The sequence below is a fragment of the Streptomyces sp. 2P-4 genome (genome assembly GCF_030167965.1).
GTDB classification, from domain to species: Bacteria; Actinomycetota; Actinomycetes; order Streptomycetales; family Streptomycetaceae; genus Streptomyces; species Streptomyces globosus_A.
Genome location: NZ_CP095011.1, coordinates 3873709 through 3890751 on the forward strand (window position 1 = coordinate 3873709; position 17043 = coordinate 3890751).

Annotated in this window: 15 protein-coding genes; 3 read left to right on the forward strand and 12 right to left on the reverse strand. The window is 75.2% G+C overall.

The genetic code is table 11. From position 1 onward, the window contains the following. Positions 1-49: 49 nt before the first annotated feature. Positions 50-1033: a helix-turn-helix transcriptional regulator gene (locus MUK52_RS17120; RefSeq protein ID WP_162793315.1), complete on the forward strand. Its 984-nt coding sequence runs from the start codon at positions 50-52 to the stop codon at positions 1031-1033. 23 nt (positions 1034-1056) lie between these two features. Here the strand turns inward: MUK52_RS17120 and MUK52_RS17125 are convergent, their stop codons facing one another. The 12 genes from MUK52_RS17125 to MUK52_RS17180 form a co-directional block, all read right to left on the reverse strand. Next, positions 1057-1551: a rhodanese-like domain-containing protein gene (locus tag MUK52_RS17125; protein ID WP_114058192.1), complete on the reverse strand. Its 495-nt coding sequence runs from the start codon at positions 1549-1551 to the stop codon at positions 1057-1059. Further along, entirely contained in the window at positions 1548-2579 is a 1032-nt protein-coding gene (locus tag MUK52_RS17130; RefSeq protein ID WP_284577999.1) for a hypothetical protein, read from the reverse strand. The genes MUK52_RS17125 and MUK52_RS17130 overlap by 4 nt, the downstream gene beginning before the upstream one ends. After that, positions 2576-4252, reverse strand: coding sequence for a class I tRNA ligase family protein (locus MUK52_RS17135; RefSeq protein ID WP_284578000.1), 1677 nt, complete (start codon positions 4250-4252; stop codon positions 2576-2578). Before MUK52_RS17135 ends, MUK52_RS17130 begins: the two co-directional genes overlap by 4 nt. Next, positions 4249-4893, reverse strand: coding sequence for a serine O-acetyltransferase EpsC (gene epsC, locus MUK52_RS17140; protein WP_284578001.1), 645 nt, complete (start codon positions 4891-4893; stop codon positions 4249-4251). The genes MUK52_RS17135 and epsC overlap by 4 nt, the downstream gene beginning before the upstream one ends. Further along, entirely contained in the window at positions 4880-6088 is a 1209-nt protein-coding gene (locus MUK52_RS17145; RefSeq protein ID WP_284578002.1) for an NAD(P)/FAD-dependent oxidoreductase, read from the reverse strand. The genes epsC and MUK52_RS17145 overlap by 14 nt, the downstream gene beginning before the upstream one ends. Then, complete coding sequence (locus MUK52_RS17150; RefSeq protein ID WP_284578003.1) at positions 6085-6558, reverse strand: cupin domain-containing protein; 474 nt, start codon at positions 6556-6558, stop codon at positions 6085-6087. The genes MUK52_RS17145 and MUK52_RS17150 overlap by 4 nt, the downstream gene beginning before the upstream one ends. A gap of 16 nt (positions 6559-6574) precedes the next feature. After that, positions 6575-7903 (reverse strand): SidA/IucD/PvdA family monooxygenase, encoded by a 1329-nt coding sequence (locus MUK52_RS17155; RefSeq protein ID WP_284578004.1) that lies wholly within the window; start codon positions 7901-7903, stop codon positions 6575-6577. Next, complete coding sequence (locus MUK52_RS17160; RefSeq protein WP_114058185.1) at positions 7903-9306, reverse strand: diaminobutyrate--2-oxoglutarate transaminase family protein; 1404 nt, start codon at positions 9304-9306, stop codon at positions 7903-7905. The genes MUK52_RS17155 and MUK52_RS17160 overlap by 1 nt, the downstream gene beginning before the upstream one ends. A 21-nt stretch (positions 9307-9327) precedes the next feature. Next, entirely contained in the window at positions 9328-10734 is a 1407-nt protein-coding gene (locus MUK52_RS17165) for a SidA/IucD/PvdA family monooxygenase (protein WP_284578005.1), read from the reverse strand. Further along, positions 10731-12242: an ABC transporter substrate-binding protein gene (locus tag MUK52_RS17170; RefSeq protein ID WP_284578008.1), complete on the reverse strand. Its 1512-nt coding sequence runs from the start codon at positions 12240-12242 to the stop codon at positions 10731-10733. The genes MUK52_RS17165 and MUK52_RS17170 overlap by 4 nt, the downstream gene beginning before the upstream one ends. A gap of 62 nt (positions 12243-12304) precedes the next feature. Then, positions 12305-13603, reverse strand: a complete 1299-nt coding sequence (locus tag MUK52_RS17175; protein ID WP_284578010.1) for an ATP-grasp domain-containing protein — start codon at positions 13601-13603, stop codon at positions 12305-12307. Next, positions 13600-14883, reverse strand: a complete 1284-nt coding sequence (locus MUK52_RS17180; protein WP_114058181.1) for an ATP-grasp domain-containing protein — start codon at positions 14881-14883, stop codon at positions 13600-13602. The genes MUK52_RS17175 and MUK52_RS17180 overlap by 4 nt, the downstream gene beginning before the upstream one ends. A 308-nt stretch (positions 14884-15191) precedes the next feature. Here MUK52_RS17180 and MUK52_RS17185 point away from each other — a divergent pair, with 308 nt between their 5' ends. Further along, positions 15192-16367, forward strand: a complete 1176-nt coding sequence (locus MUK52_RS17185) for an MFS transporter (protein ID WP_162793314.1) — start codon at positions 15192-15194, stop codon at positions 16365-16367. A 51-nt stretch (positions 16368-16418) separates the two neighbouring features. Beyond that, positions 16419-17027: a DinB family protein gene (locus tag MUK52_RS17190; protein WP_114058179.1), complete on the forward strand. Its 609-nt coding sequence runs from the start codon at positions 16419-16421 to the stop codon at positions 17025-17027. The last annotated feature ends 16 nt before the right edge of the window (positions 17028-17043 follow it).

Sequence of the window (17043 nt, forward strand, 5' to 3'; positions counted from 1 at the left end):
GGTGCAACAGCCGTGCTGCCGCTCCGAACCGCGAGCTGGGGGGCTCCCTTTGTTGGTTTCTCTCGGGCTGACCGAGCGCTCGGACGCGCTCTACCGGCTCATCCTCAAACGGCCGGATCTCGCCGTCGCCGCTGCCGCCGCCGAACTGGGCCGCCCGGAGGACGACGTACGCGGCGACCTGGAGGAGCTGACCCGGCTGTCGCTGCTGGCGCCCTCCTGGCGCAGTGACGGACGGCTGCGCGTCGTCAACCCGAAGGCGGCCCTGGACTCGCTGCTCGCGCACCAGCAGGCGGAGATCGCCCAGCGGCACCGGGCGCTCGCCGAGAGCCAGGCCGCGGCGAGCGCGCTGCTGTCGCAGTACGCCGAACTGCACCCGGCGCCGCCCGCGCACGAGGCGGAGCGGTTCCTGGGAGTCGAGGCCGTCCGGGCCAAGCTGAGCGAGCTGTCGTCCCGCACCCGCCGTGAGTCGATCAGCTTCCATCCCGGAGGGCCCGTGCCCGCTGCCCAGTTCAGGGCCAGCGAGCCGATCACCGAGGAGCTCATCGCGCGCGGGGTGAAGATCCGCACCGTCTACCAGGACGCGATCCGCAACGACCCGGCCAGCCTGGAGCACGCGCGCTGGCTGACCGAACGGGGCGGCGAGGTGCGGACGGTGCCCTCGCTGCCGATGCGGATGGTCATCGCCGACCGGGAGTTCGCGCTGCTGCCGATCGACCCCGCCGACAGTGCGCTGGGCGCGGTGCTGCTGCGGGAGCCGGGGGCGGTCGCCGCGTTCTGCGCCCTGTTCGACTCGGTGTGGGAGACGGCGCTGCCGTTCGGGGAGCCGCCGCGGCGGAGCCTGGACGATCCGGGTTCGCAGCCGCGCGAACTGCTGCGGCTGCTGGCGCAGGGCTACACCGACGAGGCCGCCGCCCGCCGGCTGGGGATCTCCCTGCGCAGCGAGCGGCGGCTGATCTCCGAGTTGATGGAGAGGCTGGACGCGCACAGCCGGTTCCAGCTGGGGCAGCGGGCCGTCGAGCAGGGTCTGCTCTGACGTCCCGGCGCGCGCCGTCCGCGTCAGCAGCCGCAGGCGGCGCCTTCGGCGGCGGGGGCGGTCAGCGGGTCGGGGGCGGAGCGGCGCAGTCCGGCGGAGTCCTCGACGGGGAAGCCCTCGCGGGACCAGTACTCGTAGCCGCCGAGCATCTCCTTGACCCGGTAGCCGGCGGTGGCGAAGGCGTGGGCGGCGCGGGTCGCGCCGTTGCAGCCGGGTCCCCAGCAGTAGGTGACGACGGTGCTGCCGGGCGGTACGGCGTCGGCGGCGCGCGCCGGGATCTCGTCGGTGGGCAGGTGCACGGCGCCGGGGATGTGGCCCTGGGCCCAGGCTTCGGCGCTGCGGCTGTCGACGAGGACGAAGCCGGGGGCGCCGGACTCGATGTCGGCGTGGACGTCGGCGACGTCGGCCTCGAAGGTGAAGCGGCGGTGGAAGTGGGCGGCGGCGGCTGCCGGGTCGGCGGGAGGTACGCGCAGCACCTTGGAGGCGGTGGCGGGTGCGGTCTGAGGGGCGGTGGTCATGCGGTGTGCTCCTTGGGACGGGGGCGGCGCAGGGCCGCCACGGCGATGAGGCAGTACAGGGCCGCGGTTGCGGTACCGGGGCCGGCGAGCAGGACGGCGGCGGGCCAGTCGGCGGCCGCGCCGGCGGCGAGGAAGGCGAGGGCGAGGGCGGCGCCGGCGAGGACGCCGCCGCGTCGGGACCGGCCGCCGAGTTCGGTCCAACGGGCCGCGGCGGCCTGGAGGTTGGTCCGGCAGTACGACCAGCACAGCACGGCCGCGGCCGCACCGAGGGCGGCTGCCGCGACGGGATGCGGCTCCGGCGCGGACGGGCCGGGCGGGGCGGCCAGTACGGCGTACAGGGCGGCGGCGGCGGCCAGCCCGAGCAGGGTGCCGGCCAGCACGCGGGGGCGGGCCGCGGACGGTACGGCCCCTTCGAGCCCGACCCAGCCGAACAGCAGCGGCACCGCCGCGAGGGCGGCCCACCAGCCGGTGGCGCCGGAGCCGGGGAGCGGACCGCCGAGGCCCCACCAGGCGGCGGCCACCGCGGCCACCGAGGCGAGCCGCAGCCGCCGGGCGGCGGGCGAGGGGCCCTGCGGGCTGAGCCAGGCGCGGCAGGCGGCCGCGGCCAGCACGGCGGCGGCCGCCAGGTGGGCCCGCCAGCCGGAGTCGCCCGCCGGGGCGAAGCCGGCCGCGGCGTAGCCGCCCGCGGCGAGGGCGACGGCCGCCTGGCCGGTGGCGAAGCCGCCGAAGTACAGCGCGGTGGCCGCGCGGGCCGCCCGCGGGCCGAGCCGGTCCCGGACGAACGCGGTCGGGCCCCCGCGGTCCGTGCCGCCCGCGGCGGCGACGAGCAGGCACCAGCCGGCCAGGGCGGCGGCCACCGCCGCCACGGTTGCGGCGGGCACCGGCCCGAGGACCCCCGGCAGCACCAGCAGCCCGGCGCCCAGCACCCCGAGCAGCGTCCGCCGCAGTCCTTCCGCGAGGCCGCCCGCGGCGGGCCGCGGCTCCCGCGGACCGGCGGCGGCGGGCGCGGACACGGGGGAGGCGGTCACGACAGTTCGTGGAAGTACAGCGGGACCGACGCAGGGAGGGTACTGCCCGCGGGCAGCAGGCGGCCCTGCGGCCAGGCCGGCATGCGGGTCGCCAGGTCGACCGGCAGGCCCAGCCGCTCGGCGAGGAACGCCGACCAGCCCGGCATCAGCGGCGCCGCCGTGGCCGCGACCGCGGCGAGGAGTTCGGCGTGTGCGGCGAGGCGTGCCGCGTACCGGGCGCGTGGGCCGGAGGCCCGCAGCAGGGCCAGCTCGCGCAGGTCGGCGTCGGCCCGCTCCACCGCGGTGGCCAGCACGTCGGCCGCACGCTGCGGGGAGAAGGCCCCCGCGCCGAGGGCGTCGGCGATCCGCCCGGGCAGCGCGGCCCGCTCGGCGGCGGCCGGCCCCCCGGTATCCCCGGTATCCCCGGCATCCCCGTCGTCCGCGCCGTCCGCGCCGTCCGGGACGGTCGAGTCGAAGTCCCGCGCCAGCAGGTCGAGCACGGTGTCGGTCCACCGCTCCAGGGAGCCCGCCAGCACCGTGCTGACCGTGTCGGCGAACTCCTTCATGGAGAAGTTGTTCTGCGCCCGCTCGGGCCCGGTCAGGCACAGGTGGAAGCGGAGCGCGTCCGCGTTGACCCGCCGCAGGAACTCGCCGCCCCAGATGGCGTGTCCGCGGCTGGTGGAGAACTTGTCGCCCTCCAGCCGGTAGAACTCGTTCGTCACCACCTGCGCCGGCAGCGTCAGCCCGCCCCGCGCGAGCAGCAGCGCCGGCCACAGCACGGCGTGCGAGAACGAGCAGTCGAAGCCGATGAAGTTGACGATCCGGGTCTCCGGGTCGGTCCACAGCCGCTCCCACTCCGAGCGGTCGCCGTTCGCCTCGGAGAGCCGGGCCGTGGCGGCCGCGTAGCCCCAGATGCCGCTGAACCAGGTGTCGAGGACGTGGCCCTCCCAGCCGGGCAGCGGCACGGGGATGCCGTAGCCGGCCTCCCGGCTGATCGGGGTGTCGGGCAGCGGGCCCCGCGCGAACAGCCCCTGAAGGTAGGCCACCAGGCGGGGCCGCCACTCGGCGCGGGCCTGCGCCTCGGCGTAGTAGGCGGCCAGCTCCCCGCGGCGCTGCTCCAGCGGGAAGACGATGCGGCGCAGCGTGCGCGTCGCCGGGGCGGTCCGGCAGGCGGTGCACTTCGGGTCGGCGAGGCCGGCCGGGTCCTGCGGGAGGCCGCAGGCCTCGCAGTAGACGCCGTCGGAGGGCTCCGCGCAGAACTGGCAGCAGCCGCGCACCTCCGCCTCGTACAGGTAGCGGTCGCAGGGCCCGCAGTGGAAGACGGGCAGCTCCTGCACCTCCAGCGCGCCGGACTCCCACAGGTCGAGGAAGAAGCGCTGGACGAACTCGGTGTGGACGGGGTCGGTGAGCGGGCGGGTGAACCAGTCGTGGTGCATGGCGCCCAGCGAGAGCGTCTCCTCCATGCGGTCGCCGAACAGCCGCGCCGTCGGGTACGCGGTGGAGCCGATCTCGGCGGCCCGGCGCGGCACGTAGCAGGAGTGCTCGTCGGAGTAGCCCACGTGGCGGACGTCGTGGCCGCGCTGGCGCAGGTGGCGGGTGAGGACGTCGGCGCCGAGGAACGGGCCGGAGAGGTGGCCGAGGTGGAGGTCGCCGTTCGGGTTCGGCGGGGCGCTGGTGACGACGTACGCGGTCATGGCGTGTGGGTTCCTTCGGGGACGGTCACGGCGGGGGAGGCGGGGGCCGCCGTGTCGAGGGGCGGGAGGGCCGCGGAGGCGGCGGCGACGACGCGGCTGCGCGGCGGCAGGTCGTCCAGGACGACCGAGTGGGCGCCGATGCGGGAGTCCGCGCCGACGGTGACGGGGCCCAGCACGCTGGCGCCGGTGCCGATGACGACGCGGTCGCCGAGGACGGGGTGGCGGCGCGAGCCGGTGGGGCGGCGCAGGTCCTTCCACCAGCCGACGGAGCCCAGCGTGACCTGGTGGTACAGCATCACGTCGTCGCCGATGCGGACGGTCTCGCCGATGACGACGGCGGTGCCGTGGTCGATGAAGAAGCGGCGGCCGATCCGCGCCCCCGGGTGGATCTCGATCCCGGACACGGCGCGGGCGAGCAGGGACAGGGCGCGGGCGCTGACGCGGTGGCCGCGGCGCCACAGCAGGTGGGCGATCCGGTACGTCCACAGGGCGTGGATGTGCGGGTAGAGGAGCACCTCGGCGCGGGAGCGGGCGGCGGGGTCCTTGTCGAGGACGGTCGCGACGTCCTCGCGGAGCACCTCCCGCAGCGGCCGCCGCGCCGCGGGCGCCCCGGTGTCCGGGCCGGTCTCACATGTGGTCATACGGGGCCTCCGGGCGGATCGGGTGGCCGGCGAGGAACCGCTGCGGCCGGTACGGCTCCAGCAGCTGCTGTACGGCCTTGCCGGGCACCGCCCCGCCCTCGGTGATCTCCAGGGCGGCGAGTTCGGCGACGGCGGGCGCGAGTTTGAAGCCGCCCCCGCTGAAGCCGAGCGCCAGGTAGAGGCCGTCGGGGCCGGCCGCGCCGACGACCGGCCGCTTGTCCGGGGTGTAGCCGTCCAGGCCGGAGCGGGTGCCGGCGAGCGGGGCGGCGGCCGCGGCCGGAACCCGGTGGGCGACGGCGGCGATCGCGGCCTCCAGCTCGGACTCGGTGAGCGGTTCGACGTCCCGGCCGAGCTCGGTGTCGGGCTTGCTGGGCACGCCGAAGTAGAAGCGGTCCAGGCCGTCGGGCCGGAAGTAGCTGCCGGTGGTGTCGTCGATGCACGTCGGCACGGAGGCCGCCGAGCCGCGCCGCCCGGCGCCGGGCAGTTCGGCCTGCGCGAGGCCGATGCGGCGGGCGGTGACGGGGATGTGGATGCCGAGGTACTCGGCGGGCGCCGAGCCCCACGCCCCGCCGGCCAGGACCACCAGCGGGGAGTCGATCCGGCCGATGGAGGTGAGGACGCCGGTGACGGTGCCCGCGCGCTCCAGGACCTTCACGGCGCGGATGCCCTCGGAGGGGGACACCCCGAGCCGGTAGGCGGCGGCGAGCAGGGCGGCGGTGGCGGCGAGGGGGTCGGCGTAGCCGCCGTCCGGCTCGTAGGCGGCGAGCCCGACGCCCTCGGTGCGCAGGCCCGGGTAGAGGGCCTTCAGCTCGGCGGCGTCGACGACCTCGGTGCGCCGGTAGCCGGCCGCGTCGCTCGCGGCGGCCGCGTTCTGCCGGAGGCCGTCGGCGTGCTCCTCGCCGACGATCATCACGAAGCCGGTGCGCCGGTAGCCGCAGTCGCCGCCGATGACGTCCGCCCACTGCTCGAAGACGGGCAGGCTGCGGGCGGCGAGGCGGGTGTCGGCGGCGGAGGTGTGGTGCAGCCGCAGGAGCCCGCCGGAGCGGGAGGTGGCGCCCTGGGCGCTGACCCGGCCCTGGTCGCACAGGACGATCCGGCCGAGGCCGGCGAGGGCCAGCCGGTGGGCGATGGCCGCGCCGATGACCCCGCCGCCGACGACGACGGCGTCGGCGTGGGCGTGCAGGACGGGGCTCATGCCTCGCCCTGCCCGTCCGGCCGCGGGCCGTCCGCGGCGTCCGCGGCGTCCGCGGTGCCGGCGGGGCCGGCCGCGCCGGGGTCCGCGATGCCGAACTCGGCGGCCCACCGGGCGCGTTCGCGGGCGACGGCCTCGGAGCCGCCCCACCAGATGGTGATGAAGCGGAGCCGCTCCGCTCCGTCGTTGGTGAGGTCGTGGTCCAGGCCGGGCGTGATGAAGACGGTCTCCCCGGCCCGCACGCGGCGGGTCTCCGGGCCGATCCGCATCAGCCCGCTGCCCTCGGTGACGAAGAACATCTCGTTCTCGTCGTGCAGGTGCGCGGTCGACGTGGCGCCGGGCGCCACGTCGACCCAGGCGCCGCCCCAGCCCGGCTCCTCCACGGCCTCCGGCCACGGGAAGATCCGCCGGCCGCTGACGTTGTACTGCTCCTCGAAGACCATGTCGTCCTCGTGGGCGGTGAAGATGTGCATCGCGTACGGGTTCCAATCAGGCGGCGACGGGCGCGGCGGGCCGGCTCAGGCGGGCCCGCAGGTCGCGGTGGACGGTGTCGGCCTTGGCGGCCATCTGGCTGAAGGAGGTGGCGCTGCCGATGCCGTGCCGCCACTCGGTGAGGCCGTCGAGGTAGATCCCGACCTCGCAGTCGCCGGTGGTCTCGGCCCGGTAGGCGCGGGTGACCTGAGGGCGGCCCTGCGCGTCGAGCCGCAGGTACGGGACGAACGCGGCGAGCTGCCGGGGCAGGACGGGCTCGCGGTAGCCGGTGCAGACGATCACGGCGTCGGCGGTGACCAGGCCCCGCTCGCCGGTGAAGACCTCCTCGGTGGCGAGCCGCACCGGGCCGCCGTCCTCCTGCCCGACGGAGGCGATCTCGGTGCGCCGGTGCATGTGCAGGCGGTTCCGGCCGGTGAACCGGTCCTGGTAGGCGGCCTGGTAGAGGGCGGTGGAGACGTCCGGGTCGACGGCCGCGTAGTTGGTGGCGCGGGCCTGCTCCAGGGCGCGTTCGCGCTGCTCGCCCTCCAGGCCGTAGAAGTAGTCGGTCTCGTCGGGGAAGTAGACCTCGTTGCTGAAGTGGCCGAGCTCGTACATCCGGAAGCCGGCGTGCCGGACGAGGGAGTGGATCTCCGCGTCGGGGTGCTGCGCGGCCAGGTGCAGGACGATCTCGCCGGCGGTCTGGCCGGCGCCGACCACGGCGATGCTGCGCAGCGGGGTCCCGGACAGCGCGGCGAGGGCCGGCAGCAGCCGCGAGGCGTGGAAGACCCGCTTGCCCAGGTGCGGGCGGAGCAGTTCGGGCACGTACGGCTCGTGGCCGGTGGCGAGGGCGACGTTGCGGCCCTCGACGGTGTGCAGGGAGCCGTCGCGGGGGTCGCGGGAGGTGACGCGGGCGGTCCGGACGCGGCCGTCGGGCCCCGTGACGGGCTCGACGCCGAGGACCTCGCGGTGGTACTCGACGGTGCCGCGGACCTGCCGGGCGGCCCACTGGACGTAGTCCGACCACTCCAGGCGGCTGACGTAGCCGCCCATCAGCGTGAACGGGTAGAAGCGGCCGCTCTGCTGCAGGTAGTGGGGGAAGGTGAAGCGGGAGCGGGCGTCGCGCGGGGTGGCGAAGTCGCGCAGGAAGTGGTGCTGGATGTCGGTGCCGGGCAGGACGAGGTTGGGCTGCCAGGCCGAGTCGGCGGCCCTCTCCAGGTAGCGGGCGGCGAGCGGCGGGCCGCCGGCCGCGTCGTCGTGGTCCTCGACGGCGGCGGCGAGCGCGATCCCGGAGGGCCCGAACCCGGCGACGACGAGGTCCTGGACGGCGGTGTCGCGGGCGGCGGCCATCACGCGGCCTCCGCCGCCGCGCCCAGCCCGTCCAGGGCGGCGGCCAGGGCCGCGCGGACGATCCGGCCGGCGTGGTCGATCTCCTCGGCGGTGCAGTTCAGCGGGGGCAGCATGCGCACGACGCAGTCGTCCCGGCCGCCGAGTTCGAGGATCAGCCCGCGGCTGACGGCCTCCCACTGGACGCGGCGGGCCAGTTCGGACGCGGGCCGCCCGGTGGCGGGGTCGGTCAGCTCGACGCCGGCCATCAGGCCGAGGCCGCGTACGTCGGCGACCCACGGGCCGAGCTCGCGCAGCCCCTGGAGGTGGACCATCAGCTGGTCGGCGCGGGCCCGGACGTTCTCCAGGACGCGCTCGCGCCGCACCACCTTCAGGGTGGCGGCGCCCGCGGCGAAGGCGGGCTGGTTGCCGCGGAAGGTGCCCGAGTGCGCGCCGGGCTTCCACACGTCGAGCTTCTCGTCGTACAGGATCACGGAGGCGGGCAGTCCGATCCCGGACAGCGCCTTGGAGGCGCACACCACGTCCGGCTCGATGCCGTACTGCTCGAACGCGAACCAGGTGCCGGTGCGGCCGCAGCCGCTCTGCACCTCGTCCACGATCAGCGGGATCCCGAGCCGCCGGGTGACCTCGCGGACCCGCTGGACGAACTCGACCTCGGCCGGGATCACCCCGCCCTCGCCCTGCACGAGCTCCATCAGGACGGCCGCGGGCGGGGTGAGGCCGCCGTTGGAGTCGGTGAGCGCCTTCTCCAGGAACGCCGCGCAGTTGACCTTGCAGGTGTCCCGGGTGAGGCCCAGCGGGCAGTCGTGGCAGTGGGAGTACGGGAAGAAGTGCACGCCCGGCATCCGGCCGCGGACCGGCTCCTTCTGCTCGACGAGGCCGGTCACGCTGAGCGCGGCGAGGGTGGCGCCGTGGAAGCCGCCCTGGAAGGTGACGACCTCGTCGCGGCCGGTGGCGGTCTTGCACAGCTTCAGCGCGGCCTCGACGGCGTTGGCGCCGGTCGGCCCGCAGAAGTGGATGCGGGTGCGCTCGCGCATCGGCTCGGGCAGCATCCCGATGGTCAGCTCGGTGAACTCGTCCTTGACCGGGGTCGGGAAGTCCAGGCCGTGGACGAACTCGTCGAGCTGGCGGTGGGCGGCGGCGAGCGGCTCGGGGTGGTTGTGGCCCAGGGAGAGGACGCCGGCGCCGCTGAGGAAGTCGAGGAAGACGTTCCCGTCGAGGTCCTCGACGTAGGAGCCCCTGGCGCGGCGGATCGCCATGGGCAGCTTGCGCGGGTAGGAGCGGGAGTTGGACTCCCGGCCGGCCTGCCGGTCCAGGAGTTCGGCACTGCGGGGGCCGGGCAGGGTGCCGGTGACACGGGGCGCGCTGTAGACCCGGCCGGCCGGGGCGTCGATGGTGGCGGTCATGGGGGATGAGGACCCTTCCGGTCAGGCGGCGGCGAGGACGGCGTCGCGGCCGGCGGCGGCCGTGGCGGACAGGCGGGCGGTGAGGGCGTCGGCGAGGGTCGCGGCGCGCAGCGACAGCAGGCTGAAGGAGCCGGCGTCGCCGATGCCGTGGCTGGACTCGCACAGCCCGTTGAGGAAGAGCGGCGGGACGCCGTCGGCGACCGGCTCCAGGGCGTAGTCGGCGGCGACCTGGAGGCGGCCGTCCGGCTCGGTGGCGAAGAGCGGCGCGAGCGGGGCCATCAGCGGCGGGCACAGCTCCTCGTGCGGGCCGGGGCCCATGTTGCGGAAGCCGGTGGCGAGGACGGCGAAGTCGACGGTCTCGGTGGTCCGCGCGCCGGTGGTGCGCTCCAGGAACTCCAGGGCGATCCGGCCGTCCGGCGCGGTGGACACGCCGGTGGCCTCGTGGTTGCCGCGGACGAACGTCCGCTGCTCCCCGTCGAGTTCCTGCTCGTAGATGGCCATGTACAGCTCGCGCAGCACGTCGCCGTCGGAGGAGGAGTAGTTGGTGCCGTGCATGTACGCGTCGAGGGCCTTCTTGGCCTCGCGCGGCGCCCGGAAGTAGTAGTCCGTGAACTCGGGGAAGTAGCCCTCCTCGCTGAAGGGGCTGGTGTCCTTCAGCTTCAGGGTGTGCGAGCGGGTGTACGTCGTCACCCGGGTCCGCGGGAAGCGGCGCGAGAGGTCCAGGGCCAGCTCGACGGCGCTCTGGCTGCCGCCGATGACGGCGACCGACTCCGGCTCCCGCCCGCCGGCGGTCAGCTCCGCGAGCTTCGGCAGGTACCGGGTCAGGTGGAAGATCCGCGGGGTGCGCAGCGTGTCGTAGGGGGCGGGGACGTACGGGGTGCGGCCGGGCGCCATGACGAGGGTGCGGCCCAGGTAGCGGTTGCCCGACATGGTGGTGACGGCGTAGACGCGCTCGCCCTGCTCCTGCACGATCTCGACGTGCGCGGCGCGCTGGTTGCAGTCGACGAGGTGGGCGAAGAACCCGGCCGCCCAGCGGATGTAGCCGGCGTACTCCTTGCGGAGCGGGAACTCCGCGGGCAGGTTGAGGTGGCGCAGCAGGCGGCCGTGCTCGTGCAGGTAGTTCAGGAAGGAGTAGCGGCTGCGCGGGTTGCGCAGGGTCACCAGGTCGCGGCTGGGGTGGTTCTGGATGTCGGAGCCGTCCAGGAGCATGCCGGGCTGCCACTCGGGGCTGGGCCTGGCCTCCAGGAACCGTGCGGTCAGCGGGGAGCCGCGTTCCTCCAGGGCGATGGCCAGCGCCAGGTTCGCGGGGCCGAAGCCGATGCCGAGGATGTCGTGGACGGGGGCGGGCTGCGCCGCCGCGGCCTGCGCGGCCTGCGCGGCGGAGGCGCCGGCGTCTGCCGGTGCGGTCGGGTGCGTCGGTGCGCTCATCGCGTGGTCTTCCTTGCCTTGACAGTGGTGAGGGTCGGATTGCCGTCGAAGTCGATGCGCAGGCCCGTGATCCGTTCGGCGGCGTACACCCGCTGGTCGGTGCGGTACCAGAGCGGCACCAGCGCCAGGTCGGCCATGGCGACGGCCTCCGCGCGCCGCCAGGCGTCGGCGCGCCCGGCGGGGTCGGCGCAGCCGCGGGCGCGGGCCACGAGGGCGTCGAACTCCGGGTTCGCGTAGCGGCCTTCGTTGTCGCCGTGGGCGGTGCCGGCCGCGTCGGGCGCCGTGCAGGAGGAGTGCAGCAGCGGGTAGAGCACGTTGTCGGGCGTGGGGTAGTCGCAGGCCCAGCCGGCCCGGCAGAAGCCGGCCGCGCCGATCGAGGTGCGGTGGTCGACGAGCCCGCGGGCGTCGAGGCGCAGCAGCTCGACCCGCCAGCCCAGTACCTCCTCCAGGCCGCGCGCCAGGTCGGCGACCCACGCGTCGTGCCCGGCGCCGGTGTTGTACGCGAACTGCACGCGGCTGCCAGGCCCGAGCCCGGCGCGCAGTGCGGCGGCGCGCGCCCGCTCCGGGTCGTAGGCCGTCCAGTCGCCGCCGTCTGTGCCGCGCGGGGTGTGGGCCTTGCCGAACCAGGGGGAGAGCAGCGAGTGGGCGGGGGTGCGCCGGCCGTGGAAGTGCCGGTCGACGAGCCCCTGCCGGTCGATGGCGGCCGACAGGGCCCGGCGGGCGTCGAGGGAGTCCATCGGCGCCTGATGGCAGAAGGGGATCAGGTAGAACAGGCCGGCGCCCTCCTGCTCGGTGAAGCCGTCGCGGGCGGCTGCCTCGGCGGTGCGGGCCGGCGGGATGCGGGCGTAGTCGTAGGTGCCGTCCAGGAAGCGGGCGTACTCGTCGTCGAGGCCGGTGACCGGGTCCAGGACGTCGATGTGCACCTCGCGGACCTCGGGGGCCGGGCCGAGGTTCCAGCGGTCGTTGCGGACGAGCCGGATCGCCCGGTGGTGCTCCCAGGGGCCGGCCATTTTGAACGGGCCGTTCCCGATCGGCATGTCGTTGTAGGCGGGGTCCAGCGCGGGGCCCGCGCACTCCGGGACGGGGCTGAAGACCGGCTGGAGCGTCTTCAGGTCGAACTCGGTGTCGGGCTCGGACAGCTCGACGACGAGGGTGGTGTCGTCGGCGGCGGTGAAGGAGCGCACGCCCGCCAGGTGGTAGGCGGTCTCCGTGGCGGCTGCCGGGTCCAGCGCCCGCGACCAGCCGCGGACGAAGCTGTGGGCGGTGACGGGCTCGCCGTTGGAGAACACCGTGTCGGGGCGCAGGGTGAACGTCCAGGTGGTGGCGGCCGCGTCGCTCTCCCAGGCCACGGCGGTGGCCGGGGCGGGCGCGCCGTCCCCGTCGAGGGCGAGGAGGCCGGTGAAGAGGAGTTTGCAGACGAGGATGCCCTCCCCTTCCTGGGCCTTGTACGGGTCGATGGCGGTGGGCTCGGTGATTCCCATGCGGAACACGGGGTCGTCGGCGTGCACGGTGGGGCTCTCTCCGCGTCGGGGATGGGCGGGGCGGGGCTTCGGGCCGGCGGGCCGGCTGGTCAGGACGCCGCGGCGGCGGTCCGGGCGGGGACGACGACCACGTCGAGCCGTTCGTCCAGCTCGGCGGCGATCCGCTCGACCCGGTCGATGTCGGCGGGCCCGCGGTAGGGCGCGGCGACCGCCAGCGAGCCGGCGATCTCGTACCAGCCCTCGGGGGCGCGCCGCAGCCGGTCGCCGGGCTGCGAGGCGGGGATGTAGGAGCGGAAGTGCGGGGAGTGCGCGGCGTCGCCCGCGTTGTTGCGGACCAGGGTCCCGGTCCGGTAGGCGAACTTGATGCAGGCCGCGGCGCGCGGGGTCGCGGCGCGCGGCACCTCCCCGTCCAGGAGGGCGGCCAGGGCGTCCGCGTCGTCGCCGGCGAGCACGGCCTTCGCGTACAGGCGGACCGGGTCGATGCCGTGGACCTCCCGCAGGTTGCGGTAGTTCTGGCCGCCGCTCATACGGGTGGCGAACTCGACGACGCGGTAGCGGCCCGCGGAGTCCTGCCGGAACTCGGCGTTGAAGAGGCAGTGCCGCACCCCGAGGGCGGCGGTGATGCCCTCGGCTGCCGCGACCAGCTCCGGCTCCTCCTGCGGGGTGCGGAAGGGGAGGGTGTAGAAGTCCTCCTCGAAGTAGGGGCCGGGCATCTGCATCTTGTTGGTGACGCCCACGAGGTGGAAGCGCCCGTCCAGGACCACCCCGTCGAGGGTGACCTCCTTGCCGGGCAGGAACTCCTCCAGCAGCGCGATCTCCGGCCCGTCGCTGGGGAAGTAGCCGCCCCACTCCTCGGCGAGCCGGGCCACGTCGGCCAGGGCCCGCTCCAGTTCGCCGCGGTCGCGGACCAGGCTGACGCCGATGCTGGCGGCGAGGGCGCTGGGCTTGACGATGAACGGGTACGTGAAGGCCTCGGCGGCGGCCAGGCCCGCCTCCACGCCGTCGACGGCCGCGAACTGCGGCGCGGGCAGGCCGTGTGCGGCGAGGAAGGTGCGCTGGAGCTGCTTGTCGCGGGAGATCGCGTCCGCCTCGGGGCGCGGCCAGCGGTGGCCGAGCAGCTCGTTGACGCGGGAGGTGACGGCGATGTCGCTGTCGTAGAAGGTGATCGCGGAGGTGATGCCGAGGCGGCGGGCGGCCGCCGCGCAGTGCTCGGCGAGCGCGGCGCCCTCCAGCTCCTCCGGGATTGCGACGACGCCGGCGAACCGGCCGTCGTCGGCCGCCTGCGCGACCGTGGTGGCGAGGTGGACCTCCAGGCCCATCCGCTCCAGCGTCTCGATGTGCTCGCGGTGCCACGCGTACGTGTTCCGCATGATCAGCAGGATCCTCACGCCGCCGCCCCCTCGCGCACGGCGCCGGCGGCGGCCACGGCCGCGGAGGTCTCGACCACGACCTCCGCTGTGAGCCGCTCGGCAGCGGCGACGGCCGCGGCGGTGTCCGGGCCCGAGGCCAGGACCTGCCCGACCCGGTCCCAGTTGCCGCGCAGCGCGCCGACGGTGTCGCCGGGCCGTACGGCGACCTCGACGTCGATGGCGGTGTCGAGGGCGCGGGCCCGGTCGGCGCCGTGCACCGCGGTGACGGTGCCGGGCTGCGCCGACAGGAAGCGCGTGGCGGCCGCGCAGCGGGCGGCCGGGCGGGCGGTGAGCGCGGGGACCAGGCGGAACTGCCAGGCGACGATCCACTCCTCCAGGTCGATGCCGTAGGCGGTGTCCAGCAGGTCGAAGATCCGGTCGCCGCCCATCCGGTTGTGGCTCTCGATGACCTGCGGGCCTGCCGGGGCCAGCCGCAGCTCGGTGTGGGCGGCCCCGTCGGCGAGGCCGATCGCGTCCAGGAAGCGGACGACGGCCTCCTCGATGCGCTGCTCGTCGGCCGGTGCCAGCCGGGCCGGCAGGGCGTGGCCGAGCTCGACGAACCCGTCGCCGGTCAGCTTCTCCGTCACGGCGAGGACGATGTGCCGCCCGGCGAAGGAGAACGTCTCCACGCTGTACTCCGGCCCCGGGATGTACTGCTCGGCGATGAACCGGCCGATGGTGAAGAACGACCCCCACTGCAGGTCGGTACGGGCGCGCAGCGCCTCCACCCCGGCCCAGGCGCCGGCCGCCTCGGCGGGCCCGTCGATCCGTACGACGCCCAGGCTGGCGGTGGCGTCGGCGGGCTTCAGCACGAACGGGTAGCCGTGCTCGGCGCCGAACGCGGCCAGGTCCTCCGGGCCGTCGACCTCCGCCGCGGCCACGGACAGGGCGCGGACCTCAGGGGAGTCGGAGGCGGCCAGGCGGCGGCGCATCGCGTGCTTGTCCCGCAGCAGTTCGGCGACCTCCTCGGTGGTGCCGCCGAGGCCGAGGTGGTCGCTGATCCGGGCCGCGGGCACCAGGCCGGGCTCGGTGATGGAGACGACGCGGGTGAACCCGTACGCCCGGTGCGCGGCCTCGACCAGCGGGCGGGTGGTCTCCCAGTCCGTGTAGTCGGCGATGATCACGGCCTCCGCGAGGCGGGCGGCCTCGGGCACGAACTGGTCCCTGTGCTGGATCAGCACGAAGCGGATGCCGAGTGCCGCCGCCTTGCGCAGCGTCTGTATCCGTCCGCCGACGACGAGAAGCTTGTGTTCGGTCATGGCCGGAACACTGCCGGATGAATTCCGCCCGGGGAATGCCCGCAGGGTGGCACAAGAATGCCCGGCACGAATAACGCACCGACGCGGGCGGCGGGGCGGCCGGGCGGAGGGGCCCGGAGGTCGCAGGCACGAATGTGCCAACCCGCTTCATGCCAGCCGTTTCCTCTTCTCTCCGCCCTGACCAGCGGGTTCCATGGTGGACACCACCTCATCCCCCGTTTGGGAAGGAGCCCCCCATGGCCGGCGAGGAACCCTTGCGCCGTCGATTGCGGAATCTGCCCGGCAGTGCCTGGGTCATCTTCTCCGGAATGTTCCTCATCAAATTCGGGAATTTTCTCAACGTATTCCTGGTGCTGTTCCTGGTGGCCCGCGGGTTCTCCGCGTTCCAGGCCGGCGTGGCCCTCGGCGTGGTCGGGGTCGGCGCCTTCGTCGGCAACGCGGTCGGCGGCAGCGTCGCCGACCGGTTCGGCCGCCGCACCGCCATCGCGGTGTCGATGTTCGGCAGCAGCGCCGCCACCGCCCTCGTGCCCCTCGCCGACGGGCTGCTCGCCACCACCGCACTGGTCGGCGTCGTCGGCGTCTTCGCCCAGCTGTACCGGCCCGCGGCGGGCGCCCTGCTCGTCGACGTGGTCCCGGAGGAGCAGCGGGTGACGGCCTTCGCCGTCCTGCGCCTCGCCATCAACGTCGGCATGGCCGTCGGACCGCTGGTCGGCGGCCTGCTCAGCGGGGCCTCGTACACGTACGTCTTCCTCGGCGACGCCCTGTTCTCCTTCGCCTTCGGCGTGCTCGCCCTGTGCACCCTGCCGGGCGGCCGCCCGCCGGTGCAGGACCCCGCGGAGGCGGCGGCGGAGGGCGGGCGCGGCGGCTACCGGGCGGTCTTCGCCGACCGGCCGTACCTGCTGTTCCTGGGGTCGATGGTCGCCGCGACCTTCGTCTACGGGCAGTCCACCGCGACCCTGCCGCTGCACGTCACCGACGCGGGCTTCGACAACAAGGTCTACGGCCTGCTGCTCGGCCTGAACGCCCTGATCTGCGTGCTGATCGAGCTGCCGCTGACCCGGCACACCGAGCGCCGCACCCCCCGCCGGGTGATCGCCGCCGGCCTGCTCCTGCTCGGCCTCGGCATGGCCCTGACGGGCGCGGTGCAGGCGGTGTGGCTGCTCGCGCTGACCGTCGTCGTCTGGACGGTCGCGGAGACGATCTACACGCCGATCGCGAACGCCTACCCGGCCGAGTTCTCCCCGGCGCACCTGCGCGGCCGCTACCAGGGCGCCGAGGGCATCGCCCACACCCTCGGCGGCGCCCTCGGCCCGGCCGTCGGCGGCCTCCTCTACGGCATCTCGGCACCCCTGCACTGGGTGGTCTGCGGTGCGGTGGCGGCCCTGGGTGCCGGCCTGGCCCTGGCGGCGGTCCCCCCGGCCCGCGCCCCGAAGTCCGCAGCCCCGGCCGCCGAGCCGGCCGCCGAGCCGGCCCCCGCGGCCTGACCCCGTTCACCCCTGCCCCACCCCCCGTCCGCCTTCAGGAAGGAAACCCCGATGAGCCCGCTCGCCGACACGGACGTGCACCGCATAGACATCCCCTCCGCCACCGAGGACCCCGCCGCGTACGTCGACGCCCTCCTCGCCGTCGCAGGAGACCGCGACCCCTTCGACGTCCTCGCGCAGACGCCGGTCTGGGCGGCCCGCCTCTTCGCGGACCTGCCCACCGAGCTCGCCGAGGCCGTCCCCGAGCCGGGCGAGTGGCCCGCCGCGTTCATCGTGGGCCACCTCTTCGACGTCGACATCGTCTACGGCTTCCGCTGGCGGCTCGTCGCCACCGAGGACGACCCGGTCTACCCGGGCTACGACGAGCAGCTGTGGGCCCCGCTGCCCCGCCTGCCGTTCCGTCAGATGCTCGACGCCTGGACCGGGCTGCGCGCCTCGAACGTCGCGCTCCTCGCCGCCCTGCCGCCCGCCGACTGGCAGCGGACGGGCCGCCACGGCGAGCAGGGCGGCGAAACGATGGAGGTCATGATCCGCAAGGTCGTCGGCCACGACATCGCGCACATCAACCAGATCTACCGGGCCATCCGCCTGGTCCGGCAGGCCGCCGGCCTCGACGTCGCCGAGCTCGACGCCGTGTACGCCTCCCTCGGCCTGCGCTGACCGCCCGTCTTCCCGT